Origin of the sequence: Candidatus Agathobaculum pullicola (assembly GCF_052117205.1) — a bacterium.
In the GTDB taxonomy this organism is placed as follows: domain Bacteria; phylum Bacillota; class Clostridia; order Oscillospirales; family Butyricicoccaceae; genus Agathobaculum; species Agathobaculum pullicola.
Genome location: NZ_JBQKJP010000005.1, coordinates 85,727 through 101,913, shown reverse-complemented (window position 1 = coordinate 101,913; position 16,187 = coordinate 85,727). Strand labels below are relative to the sequence as shown.

Sequence of the window (16,187 nt, the reverse complement as noted above, 5' to 3'; positions counted from 1 at the left end):
TACATGAATATGAAGCACTTGGAGGCGGCTCTGGAAGACGTCTCTATTGCCGGCTGACCTCATTCAGCCAGAATCTGCAAACATTTTTGCGCATAATTCTTGACAGCACCCTGCAAACATTTTTGCGCATAATTCTTGACAGCACCATAATCCGCTGCATTTAGAGCAGTTATAACGTAAAAACCCGACTGCACAACCGGCAGTCGGGTTTTTTATAAGCTATATCAATGTGTTTTTTCGCTGAGCAAGCTGTATATCGCCGCTAATTCCATCGGACGATAATAATAATAACCTTGAATCATATCGCAGCCCGTATCACGGATAATGGTATTCTGGTCAGTCCGCTCTACCCCTTCCATACATACCTTCTTTCCAAATTGATGGCAAGCGTAAACGATACTGCGGATAAAGTGCATTTTCTGATCCGACTCCGTGATTTCCTGCAGCAAAGAACGATCCAACTTGATGATGCTGGACGGATATTGCAGCAGCATACGTAACGAAGAGTAGCCGCTTCCGAAATCATCCAGCGCAATCCGCATACCCATTGCGCTGCAGGCATTTACAAAATGCTCCAACATTTCCGGCTGCTCATCCAGACAGCTTTCGGTCAGCTCTACCACAAGATGAGAACCATCCAACTGATATTTTTCTAAGGTCCGCTGCATGAATTTCAAAAGTTCCGTATCGGAAAGCTGATGTAGGCTCACGTTAAAGGTCAGATAGAATTCCGGATTATACGCAATCATCTGCATACAGCTTCGGGCCGCCTGCTCAAAAACCCAACGGCCGGCCATATGAATCATATTATCCTTTTCCAAAATCGGAATAAAGACGGCTGGAGAAACATCCTTCTCTTTGAACGTCCAACGCAGCAGGGTCTCACCGCCAATGACGCTGCCATCCTTGGCCGATACCACTGGCTGAACCACAACCCGGAAGTTATTCATATCATGAAGGACATCTTGCTCAAGTTCCAATGCCATATTCGACATTTGCTGGATGCGTTTGATGCTTTCTATGGAATATTCCATAAACGACCGATCGGTCTCCTGTTTGGCAATCCGAATTAAGGCAACCAGATTCTCCACCATATCTTCGGGCGTCAAATCTTCACAGGGATACTCCATCAACGCAAATGAGCATACATGATGAATTGCGATTCCCATAGACTCATAACACTCTTCTATGATGTCACGAATCTGTTCGACAACCGCTTTATTTGTTTCCACACACAGCGGATTGACCACCGCCATGCAGCGCATACCCTCCAAACGGTGGAACGTCATTTTCCATGACAGTTCTTCTGTCAGCCGATGGGCAATATTCTTGACCAGCCTATCGGCATAAGCACGTCCCTTTGTACTGTTGATCTCTGTAATGCTGTTGAGGCTAAAGCCAACAATCTGTGTTTTTTGCCCGGATTTCCGCAATTCATTCAACTGGCCAAAAGCAGCGGTTTCCCGCGGAAAATTGGTAATGGGATCAATTACAAATTCGTTATCTTGATGCGAAACACGTCCAGAAAAGAACAAAGGCGTGCTTTTATCTTGACTCCATTTCATGATGCCATAGCACTGAATCCACTTGATATTTCCATGGACATCACGCACCTGATATCTCAGATTATGCGAGGTGCGCTTTTCACGCAACATGGCAGAAACATCCTGCCAGAAGATGTCCTGAAATTCCGGCGTACTAATCCGTCGCGACCATGCCCGGAACAAACCGGGAACAACATTGCTTTCAAAGCCGAAATCGTCTCGCATGTTATCAGAGATATAGAACAAATCCTTTTGCATATCGCCAAAATAAAAATAGCTTGACAAATTATGCTGCGCAATGGATTCAAACACCATTTCCATATCATAGTAGGTGTTTTCCAGAAATTTTCGGAACTGACTTTTGGGTCGATCTGGATGTTCCACATCTTTGGTCACGCCATAGCCTTGGTTTGTATCATGCACCATGTTCTTCCACGCGTAATAATTTTGTTTGTTCTCATACATCATGTGGTCTGCTGTTGCGATTAATTCATCAAATTGCAGCGGCTGCTGATCCGACCACGCATAACCAATCGCAATGTGGTATTCATCCTTATGAATCATCCGCCTTAATCGCCGCACTTTTTCATTAAATTTGCTTTGTTCGCACTCTGGGCACAATACTACAAACTCATCGCCACCGGTTCGGTAAATTAAGTCGGTATCCAATGCTCTATGAATCAGCTCGTAGCAATGCCGTATTATCTGATCGCCTTTCACAGGGCCAAAGGCATCATTAAGCTTTTTCAGGTCGGTAATATCACAATAAATCACACCAACCGGAGCGATGATTGACTGCCGATCATATTCAACGAGCGCATTTCGATTAAAAGCACCGGTTAGCGGGTCACGAAGCCCTGTTTTCTCCAGATACTCAATCCGTTCCCGCCCTTTCAGCAATGAAAGCACAAAGTAGCCAATTACTTCCAGCACCGACTTGATTACCGGCAACATACGTGTATCCGGCTTATCTACACCAACAAACCCGATGATTTCACCATCTCGTTTGATTGGCCCTACGGCAAACGAGGATATATCCTGAGACTTTAAAAAAGCATATGAAGCAGGATATTGCTTTCTAATCTGCGCTACATCATCAATGATTATTACTTTTTCCTTTTCCAATATCGGAAAAAGCCATTGGATACTGTCCACAGACTCGTTCTGCAAAATTTTCTTTTGCGGTACTACGCCCTCTGCACACCATTCATGGACATTACACATCCTGTCCGAATGATTCCATTGAAAAACATAGGCCCGATCGCATAACAAGTTTTCGCCCATATACGATAACACATTGTCTATGGCCACATCCGGACTGGTCGTTGCAATCATCCGCTGCAAACAACCGTTAAAAATTTCAATGACACGCGAAGGCAAAGACTGCAGTTGATTTGTTCCCACCGAATCCATATCAATTGCAACTTCTATCCGATACTTTTTTCCTTCTTGGCAAACCACACTATCCTTTGCCAGAAACTTTCTGTTCAAAATAAAATTTTCACGGGCCCATGTGAGACATTTTCCCGGCTCAAGTTCCGCATTGTTACAAAAAGGGCACTGTGAATCATACCCTTGAAGAATATTGTAGCACTTCTTCCCCACATATTCTTCGCGGGACTGGTATCCCAATACATTTCGCAGGTTTGCATTCATATACACCAACGTATCGGTTTCGAGATCAGAAACATATACCATTTCTCCAAGTTCTTCAAAGAACTCCCACGGAAAAGCCATGCTCAACCTTCTCTCTCTTTCACAGATTATTTTCCATATAACCTTGATAATACCATTATTATATCACAAATCTATAAATTTGTCTCCATCTTATCCTATCTGTGAAAAATTTATTGCATACTCGACTGCGTGAATTCATAATACTTGGCGTAGATTTGCTCAAACGCCTCTGCTGTACGCAATCCTTCCTCCAACACCGCATGATAGATGGAATCGGAGTGATCCTCCAGCATTTTCATTACTCTGGGACAAATTTTTCCTGCATGACACATTTGACCGAGAATATTCATCACTTCATGCAATGGAAATGCCTGCTTATAGCTTCTTTCCTCCGACAGCGCGCTGACAATATCACCGACCGCTACGATACGCTGCGGCAATGTCAACTCTTCCCCACTGATGCCACGCGGATACCCTGAGCCATCCAACGTTTCATGATGACGAATGGCAATTTGCAAAATTTCGTCACTGACGCATCCCTTCAGAATATCCTCCGTAATCATGACATGAGATTTCATAATCTCCCACAAACGGCCATCTAATTTTCCAGGAGATTCCAATATCTCAATCGGGATTGCTATTTTTCCCAAATCATGCAAAATTGCACCAATATGAATTTCATTTTTAACTTTTGGTTCCAATTCAAAGCAGTCTGCCAACATATCACTGGCTCGTACCATCATAGAGCAATGCAACGCTGTATAATGGCTTCGGAAGTCCATGGAGCAAACCAATGTGCGCAGCAGTGCTTCCTTTTCCCCACTGGAAAGCACTTGACGTTTAATTCGCTCCAACAAACGATAGTGTATCGTATCCATATCGCACATCACGGAGAAATCTGTGCTCCCTATTGGTAATCCGGCCGGGAACAATCTACGCGATAGATTCTGGAAATAAGTATAGGCCTTATCGATATCTTTCCGCCCGTTATTGACAAAATACAGATCGGACGCATCCACAATGCGTAGGCATTTAACCACCCATTTTAACTTTTGCTCAATGCAGGCATTCTCAATTTCTGCATCTGTGGAATGGTGGTATCGAACGATTGTCGCGTACTGCGAAAACGGAAAAAAGGTCTTGAGGAACAAAAAGCCATAGATTGCATGCGAATAATCCTGATCGTTTTCCAGCTGCACTAGATTCCAAGTATCCGTTTTACGGAAATTTCCAATGTCGTGGAACAATACTGTCCATACAATCTTACTGATTTCTTCTTCTGAAAAACGTCCATCCTGTTCTAAAAGGCGCATTACACTATAAGCGACTCTTTCGCCATGACCTACCAGCAGATCATTGACACGATTCAATGAACGGATGATAACTTCATATAAATCTTCATTGGGTAACTCTATCATGAGGCTATTTCCTTTGCGATTTCAGATATGCAACAAAATAGATTTGAAATACGACGGCAAGGCTGTTTTGGCTTCCTTGCCGCCGTTATCACTGCAATCATCTTACAATGTTTCCGCTCTAACTTACTTCTGTTCCGTAGGCTGCTCCTGTGCAGTCTCTTGTTTTGCCGACGGAGGGGGATTCAGCATCTGATCCCAAATTCGGTTGACCTCTTCCATGCAGTTAAAATAGATGGTCGAAAGCTGAGCGGATGGAATACCAAGCAATTCCGCATCTTCGGTAATTTTCTTCCAATCGGCTTTTTCATAGCTGACAACCAGTTCCAACAGCAAGCCGCCTTGCCCTTCATGATGAAGCAACGCATTCTTCAGTTCATCCACCATCGGAATATCTGCAATGATTTCTTCCATCGGCGCATCGATCAAATACTCCAATGTCGAGAACATACCGAGCAAAGACGCCTCAGAGCGCGTCAGCACAGGTTTCTTCACATATTTTTGCAACTCGCTTGCAAAACTTGCGCGCATAAAGGAAATCTTGATAAACTCCTCAGAATCGCTCAGATGCGCTTCATCCTGCTCCCCGGCGCTCAACAGGTAAACCCAACGCTTGAGCTGACTCAAACCAAGTGTCACAATCGCCTGCTGAATGGAAGTTGTCTGTGTTCTGCGCGCAAAATATGCAGAGTTAGCGATTTTCAGCAAGCTGTATGACAACGTAACATCGGTTGATACAATCTGCTCAATCTCATGAATATCCGGTTCTTCCCTTGTGACCGCAACCACCAGACGGAAGAAATTGCTGCGCAGATAGGTACTCTGGTGTACCTTATTGGCCATCTTATCAGCAACATATGTACCCTGCATGCCATAAACACCCAGACTAATCGCAATATCACGCAATTCCTGTGTGTCTATACCGGTCGCAATGACTTTTTTGTGCATGCTGTGCGCTACCCGCATAATGTTTTCTGCCGATGCCTGACTGATCTGGTTCAAATCAATTTTGATGTACGCCAAATACTCCATCAGCGCCAGATATCTCGGCATAAATTGAAAATCATTTGCAGCAATTTCATAACCTTCTTTGACATACTGCTGCACCAAATGCATAGCAAACGGATGAATAATCACGCTATCGTCAATCTGAATCACAAGATCCTTGCTTTTGAACAGATGTGGCGTTCGTTTCGCCAATAGAGAACTGGTAAACGTCATAAAATTGCAGGAGTCACGAAGTGCCTTTTCTGAATTCTGCATCAAAAAATTATAAATCGTTTCCGCTGCTGAAATATCGTTTCCACTTTCTCCGCCATAGGCTTCGTTGCCGGAATATTTGATTTCATATCCAAGGATCCGGTTATCCGCATCCTTAATGGCCTGTCTTACGATGAATCTGCTTCTTTCCATGGTTGCCGCCCCCGTTTTCTCAATTCATGTTACTGCCTTGACGCTCCAGTAGTTCATCCATAACATCTACCAAATGGCCGATTTCCGGTTTGGACAACTGCTCATCTGCACCAAGCTGCTTTCCTTTAATTCGCATTTCCTCAGTGACAAGTGAAGAGAAAATAATAACCGGCACCCGTTTCAGCACATTATTTGACTTAATCAGCTTCGTAAGGCGGTGTCCGTCCATACTTGGCATTTCAATATCCGTAATTACCATCGCCACCTTCTTCGGCAAGGTTTGCGGATCATCTGCCAACGGCTTAATATAGTCCCACAGCTCCTGTCCATTGGAAAACATCGTCAAGTTCATATATCCTGCCTTATTGAGCGCTTCCTGAATCATGCGAGAGAGTAAAATTGAATCCTCCGCAATCAAAATAGGACAATCCCGGTTCACACGGTTCCCCATCTTTTCGATCTCACGCATCTGAATGGTGGTTTCCGGTGCAATCTCCGCCACAATTTTCTCAAAATCCAACACGGTAACCAATTGGTCATCGCACTGCGCGATACCGGTTGCCACGCCCTCTTCTCCACCGGAAATGGTCTTATCCGGCTTTTGAATTGCGGTCCACGAAATACGGCTGATACCCACTACCGTATGCACGCGAAAAGCAATGTGCATCTTGTTGAAGTTTGTTACGATAAACAGTTGCTTCGGATCTGGCTCAGACCGCTTTCCTGTCAGATAATACGGCAGATCCACTACGGTCAGAACAATATCACGAGGCTTAAAGATACCCTCTACTGCGGGATGGGCATGCGGCATCGGCTTGACGGGCGCACTCATCATAATTTCTCTTACCTTCGCCACATTGATACCATACAAGTTATCATCAATCGTGAACTGCATAATCTCGATCTCATTTGTACCGGATTCGAGCAATATCTTACCGCGTTCATTGGTCTGCATTTGTCTCACTCCTTCTCAGTCGCTATCAAAGAATACGCTCCGCCTTGCCATATATTTTAATACAGCCCTCTCCTGTTGCTACATCAAACAAAAGGGTGCGCGCGGTTGACCCGCCAACATCCTCTCGCAACAGTCGGATACGCTCCTGCTGCAGCACATGATGCACACTGTCAATGTTGCGTTGTCCAATATTGCCCAGACTGCCATTACCAGCAACATCAAACATTTTTGCACCGCCCGCAATCTTTGCAACAATGCGGGCACGCCGTGCTCCCATTTGCTCCATTTTGCTTAACGTCAGGCGGATACCTGTATCCGCATATTTTAGCGGAGAAGTCCGATTTGTCTCCATATTGATTGGTAGCATGATATGTACCAATGCACCCAAACGAATGAAGGGATCGTAAAGGCAGATGCCGATGCACGACCCCAACGCATAGGTGATCAACACCCCTTCGTTTCTGGCGATCTTCATATCCGCTATGCCAATAGTCAGCTTATTCATTCACATATCCCCAATTTATGCAACAGATAGTTCAGGGACCGCACATCAGGTGCGAGCAGCAACTTGCACGGCACCTCTTTTCCTTCCACCAAAAAGCTTCCTCCAATCAGCATAATATAATCCGACTGGTTTCCATATGCCGCCATCGGCACTGTAATAATTGCACCCTGCATGTCAATTGACAATTGCGGCACAGAAGGTGTAATACGGACGCCCGACAATTCGGACAACGCATTGATAAATGTAGAAATCAAGATATTTCCAATTTCTATGACAGCGGAATTTTCGATTTCAGTTAATTCGCTGTAATCATTAATTTGCTTGCCCAAGGTTCTTCCAAGCAGCAGATTGATTGCATCCAGCTGGAACAGTGCCAGCATCAGGCCGTTGATTTCACCGCGCAAATCCGACATGATTCCTGCAGAAATCGTCTCAAAACCACCAAGTTTTTCCACCGCGGCGTTAAATTCCAGAATTTGAACTTCCGGCAGCGGAATACGTACTTCAATCCCCAATAAACTAGACAGCGATGTGGCAGCGTTTCCGGTTCCGATGCTACCAATCTCACGCAGCGCATCAATTTGTAAGGAGTTCATCTCCTCATATTTCTTTAATACCAACTACCACACATCCTTTAACCGTTTCGCAATCCATTGATCGTGGACTCAATTTCATCCTGTGTCTGAACCATCTTCAAAGCATAGGAAAATGAACGCTGCGCCTCAATCACTTTTGCAAATTCCGTACCAACATCCGCATTAGACGCTTCCAACATGCCATGGATCGCTCTGCCCGTTCCCGGCATCACCGGACCATTCTTTGCTACTGGTGCAAAACGGTTGCTGCCCAGATGCTGCATATTATCCGTGTTAGCAAAATCAAATACACCCACCGGATAATCGCCTTCCGCATCCTGCCCCAAGGCTATAGGCTGCTGGTTTTGGTTTAACACATAATATCCATCGGGATCACAAAGGTAAAAGGTTTCCTGATCGCCCTGCACAACACTGCCCCAATGGAAATTACCCGCACGGGTATAACTAATTTCTCCTGTTTGCGGATTTTGCAGCGCAAAAAAACCGCTGCCATTGATGGCGTAATTCTGGCCCCCCTGCCGCGCCATCAATGCGCCTTCTGCAAAATCAGTTGTCGTTTGAATCATGCGGCTACCCGAACCGCGAGGCAACTGCGCATCATCCGGCCCGATCCAATTACGGTACAGCAAATCAGAGAAGTTGGCTTGCTCCGACTTGAAGCCAACGGTATTAACGTTGGCCAAATTGTTCGCTGTAACATTAAGCCTTTGCTGCTGCTGTGATGCCGCAACGGCCGCAGCATAGAAAGATTGGTTCATCTGGATTGACTCCTTTCCCCATTATACGCGGCCCAATTCGGTCGCCGTTTTCGACATGATCTGATCGTACATCTTGCTCAGCTGCGACGCGCTTTGCAGCGCACGCTGACAGGTAATCATTTCCGTCATTTGCTGTACCAGATCGGTATTGGCACGTTCAATCATCTCATGGTGTACCACCGTATCAATCGCCAACTGCGGCTGTCCGGCAGCGGTGAACATGCCTTCTCCTGTCTTCTGCAAATCCTGCGCCGGATCAGCAAAGGTGAAAACACCAAGCTGGCCCAATACCTGACCAGCCTCTGTGGAAATGGTCCCATCGGCCGAAGCTTTGATCTTATCTGTTCCCATATAAATCTGTTGTCCATCACGCCCAAGCACGCGGCCTTGTCCGGCCAGAGCCAGATATCCCTGATCATCCAGCATAAACGATCCGTTGCGGGTATACACCCGTCCGGCATCCGTCTGAATGGCAAAATAGCCATCCCCTTCCAGACCAAAATCCAAAGGTAGTCCCGTGGATTGCAAAGCCCCCTGAGAATGGTCGGTATATACCTCATCCAATGCGGTGATGTAGCTGGTTGTCGTTCCCAGTTCCTGCGGATTCTTTTGCTTGTTACCAATCTGGCTACGCATCACTTCATCGAAAGTCGTGTCCGCATACCGGTCAGCCTTATAGCCCGCCGTTGCCGTATTACTCATGTTGTTGCCCACAACATCCAGATTTCTGGTCTGTGTCAGCATTGCGGAACTCAAATCGTAAAACCCTTTAAACATATCCTCAATCTCCTCTGCTTTATGTACCGTATATATATTTTTGCATTGAGGTGCGTAATTTGCGGATCGCATTGGAATGTATCTGTGATACGCGCGGTTCGCTTACGCCGAGTACTTGCGCAATTTCCTTCATCTGAAAGGACTTTTGATAATATAGGGACAAGACAAGTTGTTCCTTTTCCCGTAATTCGCTAATGCTTCGCTTCAGTTCTGCGTACAGCTCTTTTTTCTGATAATTCTCCTCGGGCTGTGCATCTACATCGGACTGCGGTAAATGCTTGGTTGGCACATCCGAATCCCGCTCATCCAGAAGCATATCCAGCGACAAAACGTTGCACAGAGCCGTCTTAGCCAGTTCCTCCTGATAACGCGTCTCGGTCAGACCCATGTGCTCGGCAATTTCCTTATCGGTCGGTACGCGACCAAGCCGGGTAAATAATTCGCTGTTAGCCGTATCAATCTCGCGCATACGCTTGCGAACCGACCGAGGCAGCCAATCCTGCCTACGAGCCAAGTCGATAATCATACCACGCAACCGTTTGGACACATAGGTTTCAAACTTGACATTTTGACTTAAATCAAATTTATCCAATGCACCCATCAGAAGGATAATTCCCTCGTTAATCATATCATCGACCTGCGCGAAGCTTAAATAAACCCCGCGCAGCTTCAATGCAACATTTTTTACAAGATAGGAGTATCGCATCACGAGGATTTTTTTCAGTTCCTGATCTCCGCTTTGCTTATATTCTGTGAGAAGCGCCTCATTCGTCATATTCTCCCATCTCTGTTGTGATTCCAAGGCGTTTCCCCCCTCACTCTAAATCATATCGTTACGAAAGTGTAATGTTGCCCAGCGCCTGTATCTGTACGCTTGTAATCACCTCGTTAAAGGATAGCACAGTAAGGTCTGGATAAAATTGCTCGAGCAGGCGGCTTAAATAGATACGGATAATATGACTGGTGAGCAAAATCGGTTTTTGCGAGAGCTCTGAGAACTTTTTGAGATGCTCGTTCAACTGCGACAGCAGTTTTTGCATCAAATCCGGTCCCAATGCAAGATACACTCCCTGATCATTTTTGGTCAGGCTGGCAACAATCTTTTTCTCCACCTCCGCATCCAACGTAATAACGCTGAGTCGACCATCCTCACAGAAGCGATGCGTAATGGTTCGCTTGAGCTGCGCACGCACACTCTCCGTAATCAGGTCAATGTCGTGGGTGATCGACAATGCGTCGACCGTGGTCTCCACAATTGTGCCCATATCCTTGATCGGAATACCTTCCTTCAGCAGATTGCAGAGAATTTTCTCAAGCATAGCGTAGGATACCACATTGGGGAATGCTTCTTCCACCAGCTGTGGCGCCGAACGCTTGAGGTTTTCTACCAGCTGAATGGTCTCTGCACGGTTGAGCAATTCATAGGTGTGCTTCTTTACGGTTTCAGACAAGTGTGTCAGCATAACAGACAGCGGATCAATAACCGTATAGCCGTAAATTTCGGCCATTTCCTTGTTTTCCGGCAAAATCCACCGCGAAGGAATACCATATGCCGGTTCAATAGTCTCAATACCCTCAATATCACCCGCTGGATTAGCCGGCTCCAACGCAAGGAAATAGTCGAGTAGAATTTCACCGCGGGCGACTTCTTCACCCTTAATTTTGATAATATACTGGTTGGTGCCCAGCATCGAGGCATCACGCAGACGAATAGACGGTACCACAAAGCCCATATCCTGCGCATATTGCCGTCGGAAAATGACAATTCGGCTAATGAGCTTGCCGCCGCGTGACTCATCGACCAACGGAATCAGGCTATAGCCAAACTCCATCTCTATCGGCTCGACGTTAATCAGAGAATAAATATTGTTAACGTCCTTATAGTAATCCATCTCGCTTTGCTGTGCTTCCGCCTGTTTTCGGGCGGCTTCCTGCGCAGCAGGCAATTCTTCTTTTTGCTTTTCTACTGCCTCCATTTGCTGTGCCACACGACGGCTGACAATCAGCAACACTGCGGCAATCAATAAAAGCTGAATATGGGGCGTACCGGGGAAAATTGCAAATACGCCCAGAATCAAGCCGGCGATCATCAGAGCCTGCGGCTGCGCAAGGAACTGCTTAATAACATCGTTATTCAAGCTGCCCTCAGACACTGCTCGGGTAACGATCATACCAGTAGCAGTAGAAATCATCAGTGCTGGCAACTGCGAGACAAGGCCGTCACCGATCGTTGCAATCGAATAGACGCTCAGTACCTCGCTCAGTTCCATACCCGACTGAACAATGCCGATGATAGAACCTGCGATAAAGTTTATCGACGTGATGATGATTGACATGATCGCGTCGCCCTTGACGATCTTCGTTGCACCGTCCATTGCGCCGTAGAAGTCCGCTTCGCGCTGCACCTTATATCGTCTAACCTTGGCTTCCTGCTCATTGATCAGGCCGGAAGACAAATCAGCATCGATAGCCATCTGCTTTCCGGGCATGGAATCAAGCGTAAAGCGGGCTGCAACCTCAGCAACGCGCTCCGCTCCCTTAGTGATAACAATGAACTGCATCAACACGATAATCAGGAAGATGATGACACCGATAACCACATTGCCTTGGATAACAAATTCACCAAATACCTGAATAACTTGACCTGCTTGACCTCCATTAGAAAGGATCAAGCGTGTGGAAGATACGTTCAGTCCCAGTCGGAACAGCGTTGTAATCAACAGGATCGATGGGAAAATTGAAAATTCCAGCGGCTCGTGGATATTCATGGTGATCAACAGAATAATCAGCGCCAGAGCAATATTGATGATAAAAAATACGTCCAACAGAAACGGCGGAAGAGGGATCAACAGGAACAACACGATGACCACGACAAACACCGATATTACGTTGTCAAAAAGTCGTTTCATAACTCCACCATTTCCATACTAGTTTCAAAATTATTGCGGAAAACTCCGCTTATTAAGCTTGTAAACATAAACTAAAATTTCAGCAACCGGACCGTATTGATCGGCCGGAATCAAATGTCCAATCTCAACGGATGCGTATAATGCACGTGCCAGCGGTCTGTTCTCGATCACAGACACGCCGTTTTCTTCTGCCACCGCGACAATGCGGAGCGCCAACTCATCCTGCCCCTTGGCCACCACCACTGGCGCGGCATCCTGCCCCGGTTTATATCTGAGCGCAACCGCAAAGTGTGTCGGGTTACGAATAACGACATCCGCGCCGGGGACAGCCTGCATCATGCGGGACTGTGCCATCTTGCGCTGCGCTTCTTTAATTTTTCCCTTAATCTTCGGGTCGCCTTCGGTCTGCTTATACTCTTCCTTGATTTCCTGCTTGGACATTTTGAGCTGACGCTCAAATTCCCACCATTGATACAAGTAGTCAAAGAAAGAAAGGACCAGAAATGCAACACCAACCTCCAAAATCAGCTTAAAACCCAGATCACGCATCGAGGCCAGCGCAACACCGATATCACTGCTCATATAGCGTGAAAAAACCAGAAGCGATCCGCTGACAAACCTATAGATCAAAACCAGAAGGATTGTGATCTTCAGCACGCCCTTGAGCGACTCAATAATACTTTTCAACGAAAACAACCGTTTAATGCCCTGCAATGGGTTCATCCGGCTGAATTGTGGCTTCAAGGATTCAAATGAGACCAGCAGCTTAGTCTGTGCGAAGGTTGCAATTACAGCCGCCAGTACCGTCGCTATCAGCGGAATAGCAACCGACTGCGCCAACGCCATAATAGATTTGCTGCTCAGTTCAGTCGCAATGGCGCTCGCGCCGTCGGTCGATACGCTGCCAACCAAGCCGATACAATATCGGAAAAATCCGGTCATCGCATCTACCATAAGAGAGAGTCCAAACCGCAGCGCAGCATAGCTTGCAAACAGCGTCGCCACCGCCACGACATCCTGACTCATCATGACGTTACCTTTTTTTCGCTCGTCACGTCGCTTTTTTGGTGTGGCTTTTTCTGTTTTTTCGCCCGATCCGCCCGGCATGCTTGATTCCCCCCTTTGGGCCTACCTAACCACCTGCAACCACTTTTACAGCTTGCTCGATGGCAACCAACATCTGTTTTTCCAGCCCAAGAACAAATTCGCCCATGAGCGGCAAAAGCAGTATCACCATAGCCATCCCCAAAATGATTTTCAACTCAAAATTGATTGCAAAAACATTGATTTGAGGAATTACTTTCATCAAAATACCCATTCCCAACTGACCAATGATCTCAGCCGCCAGGATTGGTAAACACAACTTCATTGCCAGAACGGCACAGGATGCAAACATTTCCAGCATATAGGTGGATGCCGATGTGCCGAACGAGACGCCTCCATAAGGAATTATCTGGCCGGAGTTAAGGAGGATACGAAGCAGGGTGATATGTCCTCCCGCCACAAAAAACAACAGTGCCATCATGATGTTGAGTAGCGTACCTGTCATCGAGACATTGGTTCCCATCGCAGGATCATAAGTCTCCGACATATTCATGCCCATTTGCGCATCAATCATCTGGCCAGCCTGTAGAACCACATAAAAAAAGAAGTGGACCAGCAAAGCAACCAAATATCCTAATGCAAGCTCAAGCAGAGAACGAACAGCAAATTCAATTACTGTCGTTGGTACTGTAGGCAACGGAAGATCGGTTAAAGAATATACTGCCACGGCCAGCATCAAGCTTGCCCCCGCCTTCACCAAGCTAGGAACACCGGATCGGCCGCCCAGTAATGGGTTGAACACCATAAATCCGGTCATACGCATCAGAATAAAAAGGAACAGCGTCAGTTGTGCATAATCTATCATTGTGCTCGCTGTCCCCTTCCTTTCAAGCAATCATTTGGGTAAATATCATCCTGGTAAAATCCTGCACTGTATCGAGCATCCAAGTGCCTGCAAGGAGGAGAAACGCAATGATTAACAAAAGCTTGGGAATGAAAGCCAGCGTTTGTTCGTGAATCTGTGTTGCTGCCTGAAAAATTGCCACCAGAACACCAACCGCCATACTGGCAATCAGCATCGGTCCGCCAATTTTGAGTGCAACCCATATCCCCTCCCGTAGAATATCAATAATCTGGTTCTGATCCAACGCTCAACCTCCTCCCATGTGCTATCGGAAGCTCTGCGCCAGCGTAGAAAACAAAAGCTGCCAGCCATCCACTGTGATAAACAGCAAAAGCTTAAACGGCATGGATATCATCGCAGGCGGAAGCATAATCATACCCATACTCATCAAGGTCGAAGAAACCACAATATCAATCAGCATAAACGGGATATACAGGAAAAAGCCAATCTGAAATGCCGCCTTTAATTCGCTGGTCATATAGGACGGAATGATAACACGCATAGAGAGCTCCATAGCCTCTTCATCCGTTGCCGGTTCGTTTACGCCGGCCAAATCACAGAACAATGTCAGCGACGAAGGCTCTGTATTCCGCAGCATGAACTCCTTCAAAGGAACCGTCGCTCGGTCAATCGCTTCCTCCTGCGTGATTTCCTGCCTTGTATATGGTTCATATGCTGTCTGCTGAATCTGTGTCAACACCGGGTTCATAATAAACAGTGTCAGAAATAATGCAATGCCAATCAGTACCATATTGGGTGGGTTCTGCTGCGTTCCCATAGCCGTTCGCAGAAAAGAAAGCGAAATGATGATTCTTGTAAACGAAGTCATCATGATCAGCATGGACGGAAGCAGTGCAATGACAGTGGTCAAGAAAAGTATTTCCAGTGTTTGTACGCTGTCGCCGTTTACATTAATTAGGCCATCCGGCATAAAACACGCTCCTTCCTACTTCCTGTCATTTTTTCTACGCAGCACATCCGAAATGATATCAGAAAACTTCGGTGCGGCAGCTTCACTACCCACCTGTTTCGTCTGTCTCCAGATCCGCGATTCTTCCTCGGTCAGTTCGGTAAGCAGTGTAATTTGCTCATCTGAAACACCAAGCACAAACCAGCGCAGTCCAATGCGCGCTACAACCACCGCTTTGTTTTGTCCCAGCGGCAACCGATCGTAGAGTCGCATATGACCGCCCGATGTAATGGTCCCACTCAAATTACCCATAGCGATGCGGCGCGTAAACCAATACGCCAGAAATAAAATCACCGCAACGCACAGGCACATACCAATTAAGGAAAGCCATTTCATCCTATCACGGCTGACCTACGATCGAGCTCACCGTTTTGACGATACGCTCCGGCTTAAACGGCTTTACGATAAAGTCCTTCGCACCGGATTTAATGGCTTCGATAACCATTGCCTCCTGACCCATTGCGGAGCACATAACAACCGATGCATTCGGATCTGCCTTGCGAATTGCTTTCAAGGCTTCCAAACCATCCATATTAGGCATGGTAATATCCATAATAACCAGATCAGGCTGGATTTCTGAATATTTATTAACTGCTTCCGCACCGTCGCTCGCTTCATATGTTTCGGTGTAGCCATTCTCATTGAGGGTATTTTTTACCATCATTCTCATGAATGCCGCATCATCTACTAACAAAATCTTTGCCATGATTCATCCCATCC

The 16,187-nt window shown here is 46.3% G+C and carries 16 protein-coding genes; all 16 read right to left on the bottom strand.

Going from position 1 to position 16,187, the window contains the following annotated elements; all coding sequences use genetic code 11:
- Window positions 1–224 precede the first annotated feature (224 nt).
- The 16 genes from ACTQ3V_RS03695 to ACTQ3V_RS03620 all read right to left on the bottom strand — a co-directional run bounded on the left by ACTQ3V_RS03695 (window position 225) and on the right by ACTQ3V_RS03620 (window position 16,173).
- Window positions 225–3,281: a bifunctional diguanylate cyclase/phosphodiesterase gene (locus ACTQ3V_RS03695; protein ID WP_441466319.1), complete on the bottom strand. Its 3,057-nt coding sequence runs from the start codon at window positions 3,279–3,281 to the stop codon at window positions 225–227.
- Window positions 3,282–3,391: 110 nt separating this feature from the next.
- Window positions 3,392–4,639 carry an HD-GYP domain-containing protein gene (locus ACTQ3V_RS03690; RefSeq protein ID WP_441466318.1) on the bottom strand — a complete coding sequence of 416 codons (1,248 nt, stop codon included), beginning with the start codon at window positions 4,637–4,639 and terminating at the stop codon, window positions 3,392–3,394.
- A gap of 123 nt (window positions 4,640–4,762) precedes the next feature.
- The gene (locus tag ACTQ3V_RS03685; protein ID WP_441466317.1) at window positions 4,763–6,049 is read right to left on the bottom strand and encodes an EAL and HDOD domain-containing protein; all 1,287 of its coding nucleotides are present in this window, start codon (window positions 6,047–6,049) and stop codon (window positions 4,763–4,765) included.
- A 19-nt stretch (window positions 6,050–6,068) separates the two neighbouring features.
- A complete protein-coding gene (locus ACTQ3V_RS03680; protein ID WP_441466316.1) occupies window positions 6,069–7,004 on the bottom strand; it encodes a chemotaxis protein in 936 nt (311 codons plus the stop codon).
- A gap of 25 nt (window positions 7,005–7,029) precedes the next feature.
- Window positions 7,030–7,509, bottom strand: coding sequence for a chemotaxis protein CheD (locus ACTQ3V_RS03675; RefSeq protein WP_441466315.1), 480 nt, complete (start codon window positions 7,507–7,509; stop codon window positions 7,030–7,032).
- Complete coding sequence (locus ACTQ3V_RS03670) at window positions 7,506–8,129, bottom strand: chemotaxis protein CheC (RefSeq protein WP_441466314.1); 624 nt, start codon at window positions 8,127–8,129, stop codon at window positions 7,506–7,508. The genes ACTQ3V_RS03675 and ACTQ3V_RS03670 overlap by 4 nt, the downstream gene beginning before the upstream one ends.
- A gap of 14 nt (window positions 8,130–8,143) precedes the next feature.
- Window positions 8,144–8,863 (bottom strand): flagellar hook-basal body protein, encoded by a 720-nt coding sequence (locus tag ACTQ3V_RS03665; RefSeq protein ID WP_441466313.1) that lies wholly within the window; start codon window positions 8,861–8,863, stop codon window positions 8,144–8,146.
- Between the two features lie 21 nt (window positions 8,864–8,884).
- A complete protein-coding gene (locus tag ACTQ3V_RS03660; protein ID WP_441466312.1) occupies window positions 8,885–9,640 on the bottom strand; it encodes a flagellar hook-basal body protein in 756 nt (251 codons plus the stop codon).
- A 19-nt stretch (window positions 9,641–9,659) separates the two neighbouring features.
- Window positions 9,660–10,442: a sigma-70 family RNA polymerase sigma factor gene (locus tag ACTQ3V_RS03655; RefSeq protein ID WP_441466311.1), complete on the bottom strand. Its 783-nt coding sequence runs from the start codon at window positions 10,440–10,442 to the stop codon at window positions 9,660–9,662.
- Between the two features lie 31 nt (window positions 10,443–10,473).
- The gene (gene flhA, locus ACTQ3V_RS03650) at window positions 10,474–12,549 is read right to left on the bottom strand and encodes a flagellar biosynthesis protein FlhA (RefSeq protein ID WP_441466310.1); all 2,076 of its coding nucleotides are present in this window, start codon (window positions 12,547–12,549) and stop codon (window positions 10,474–10,476) included.
- Between the two features lie 30 nt (window positions 12,550–12,579).
- Window positions 12,580–13,656: a flagellar biosynthesis protein FlhB gene (flhB, locus tag ACTQ3V_RS03645; protein WP_441466309.1), complete on the bottom strand. Its 1,077-nt coding sequence runs from the start codon at window positions 13,654–13,656 to the stop codon at window positions 12,580–12,582.
- A 25-nt stretch (window positions 13,657–13,681) separates the two neighbouring features.
- Window positions 13,682–14,458: a flagellar biosynthetic protein FliR gene (locus tag ACTQ3V_RS03640; RefSeq protein ID WP_441466308.1), complete on the bottom strand. Its 777-nt coding sequence runs from the start codon at window positions 14,456–14,458 to the stop codon at window positions 13,682–13,684.
- 22 nt (window positions 14,459–14,480) lie between these two features.
- Entirely contained in the window at window positions 14,481–14,741 is a 261-nt protein-coding gene (gene fliQ, locus ACTQ3V_RS03635) for a flagellar biosynthesis protein FliQ (RefSeq protein WP_441466307.1), read from the bottom strand.
- Between the two features lie 21 nt (window positions 14,742–14,762).
- Window positions 14,763–15,428 (bottom strand): flagellar type III secretion system pore protein FliP, encoded by a 666-nt coding sequence (fliP, locus tag ACTQ3V_RS03630; protein ID WP_441466306.1) that lies wholly within the window; start codon window positions 15,426–15,428, stop codon window positions 14,763–14,765.
- A gap of 15 nt (window positions 15,429–15,443) precedes the next feature.
- Complete coding sequence (fliO, locus tag ACTQ3V_RS03625; protein ID WP_441466305.1) at window positions 15,444–15,803, bottom strand: flagellar biosynthetic protein FliO; 360 nt, start codon at window positions 15,801–15,803, stop codon at window positions 15,444–15,446.
- 4 nt (window positions 15,804–15,807) lie between these two features.
- Window positions 15,808–16,173, bottom strand: a complete 366-nt coding sequence (locus tag ACTQ3V_RS03620) for a response regulator (protein WP_441466304.1) — start codon at window positions 16,171–16,173, stop codon at window positions 15,808–15,810.
- Window positions 16,174–16,187: the final 14 nt, after the last annotated feature.

Coding starts and splice junctions, on each gene's coding strand:
- ACTQ3V_RS03680 (WP_441466316.1), bottom strand. CDS start 7,004: ATGCAGACCAATGAACGCGGTAAGATATTGCTCGAATCCGGTACAAAT.
- ACTQ3V_RS03685 (WP_441466317.1), bottom strand. CDS start 6,049: ATGGAAAGAAGCAGATTCATCGTAAGACAGGCCATTAAGGATGCGGAT.
- ACTQ3V_RS03665 (WP_441466313.1), bottom strand. CDS start 8,863: ATGAACCAATCTTTCTATGCTGCGGCCGTTGCGGCATCACAGCAGCAG.
- ACTQ3V_RS03640 (WP_441466308.1), bottom strand. CDS start 14,458: ATGATAGATTATGCACAACTGACGCTGTTCCTTTTTATTCTGATGCGT.
- ACTQ3V_RS03690 (WP_441466318.1), bottom strand. CDS start 4,639: ATGATAGAGTTACCCAATGAAGATTTATATGAAGTTATCATCCGTTCA.
- fliO (WP_441466305.1), bottom strand. CDS start 15,803: ATGAAATGGCTTTCCTTAATTGGTATGTGCCTGTGCGTTGCGGTGATT.
- ACTQ3V_RS03675 (WP_441466315.1), bottom strand. CDS start 7,509: ATGAATAAGCTGACTATTGGCATAGCGGATATGAAGATCGCCAGAAAC.
- ACTQ3V_RS03620 (WP_441466304.1), bottom strand. CDS start 16,173: ATGGCAAAGATTTTGTTAGTAGATGATGCGGCATTCATGAGAATGATG.
- ACTQ3V_RS03660 (WP_441466312.1), bottom strand. CDS start 9,640: ATGTTTAAAGGGTTTTACGATTTGAGTTCCGCAATGCTGACACAGACC.
- ACTQ3V_RS03695 (WP_441466319.1), bottom strand. CDS start 3,281: ATGGCTTTTCCGTGGGAGTTCTTTGAAGAACTTGGAGAAATGGTATAT.
- flhB (WP_441466309.1), bottom strand. CDS start 13,656: ATGCCGGGCGGATCGGGCGAAAAAACAGAAAAAGCCACACCAAAAAAG.
- flhA (WP_441466310.1), bottom strand. CDS start 12,549: ATGAAACGACTTTTTGACAACGTAATATCGGTGTTTGTCGTGGTCATC.
- fliP (WP_441466306.1), bottom strand. CDS start 15,428: ATGCCGGATGGCCTAATTAATGTAAACGGCGACAGCGTACAAACACTG.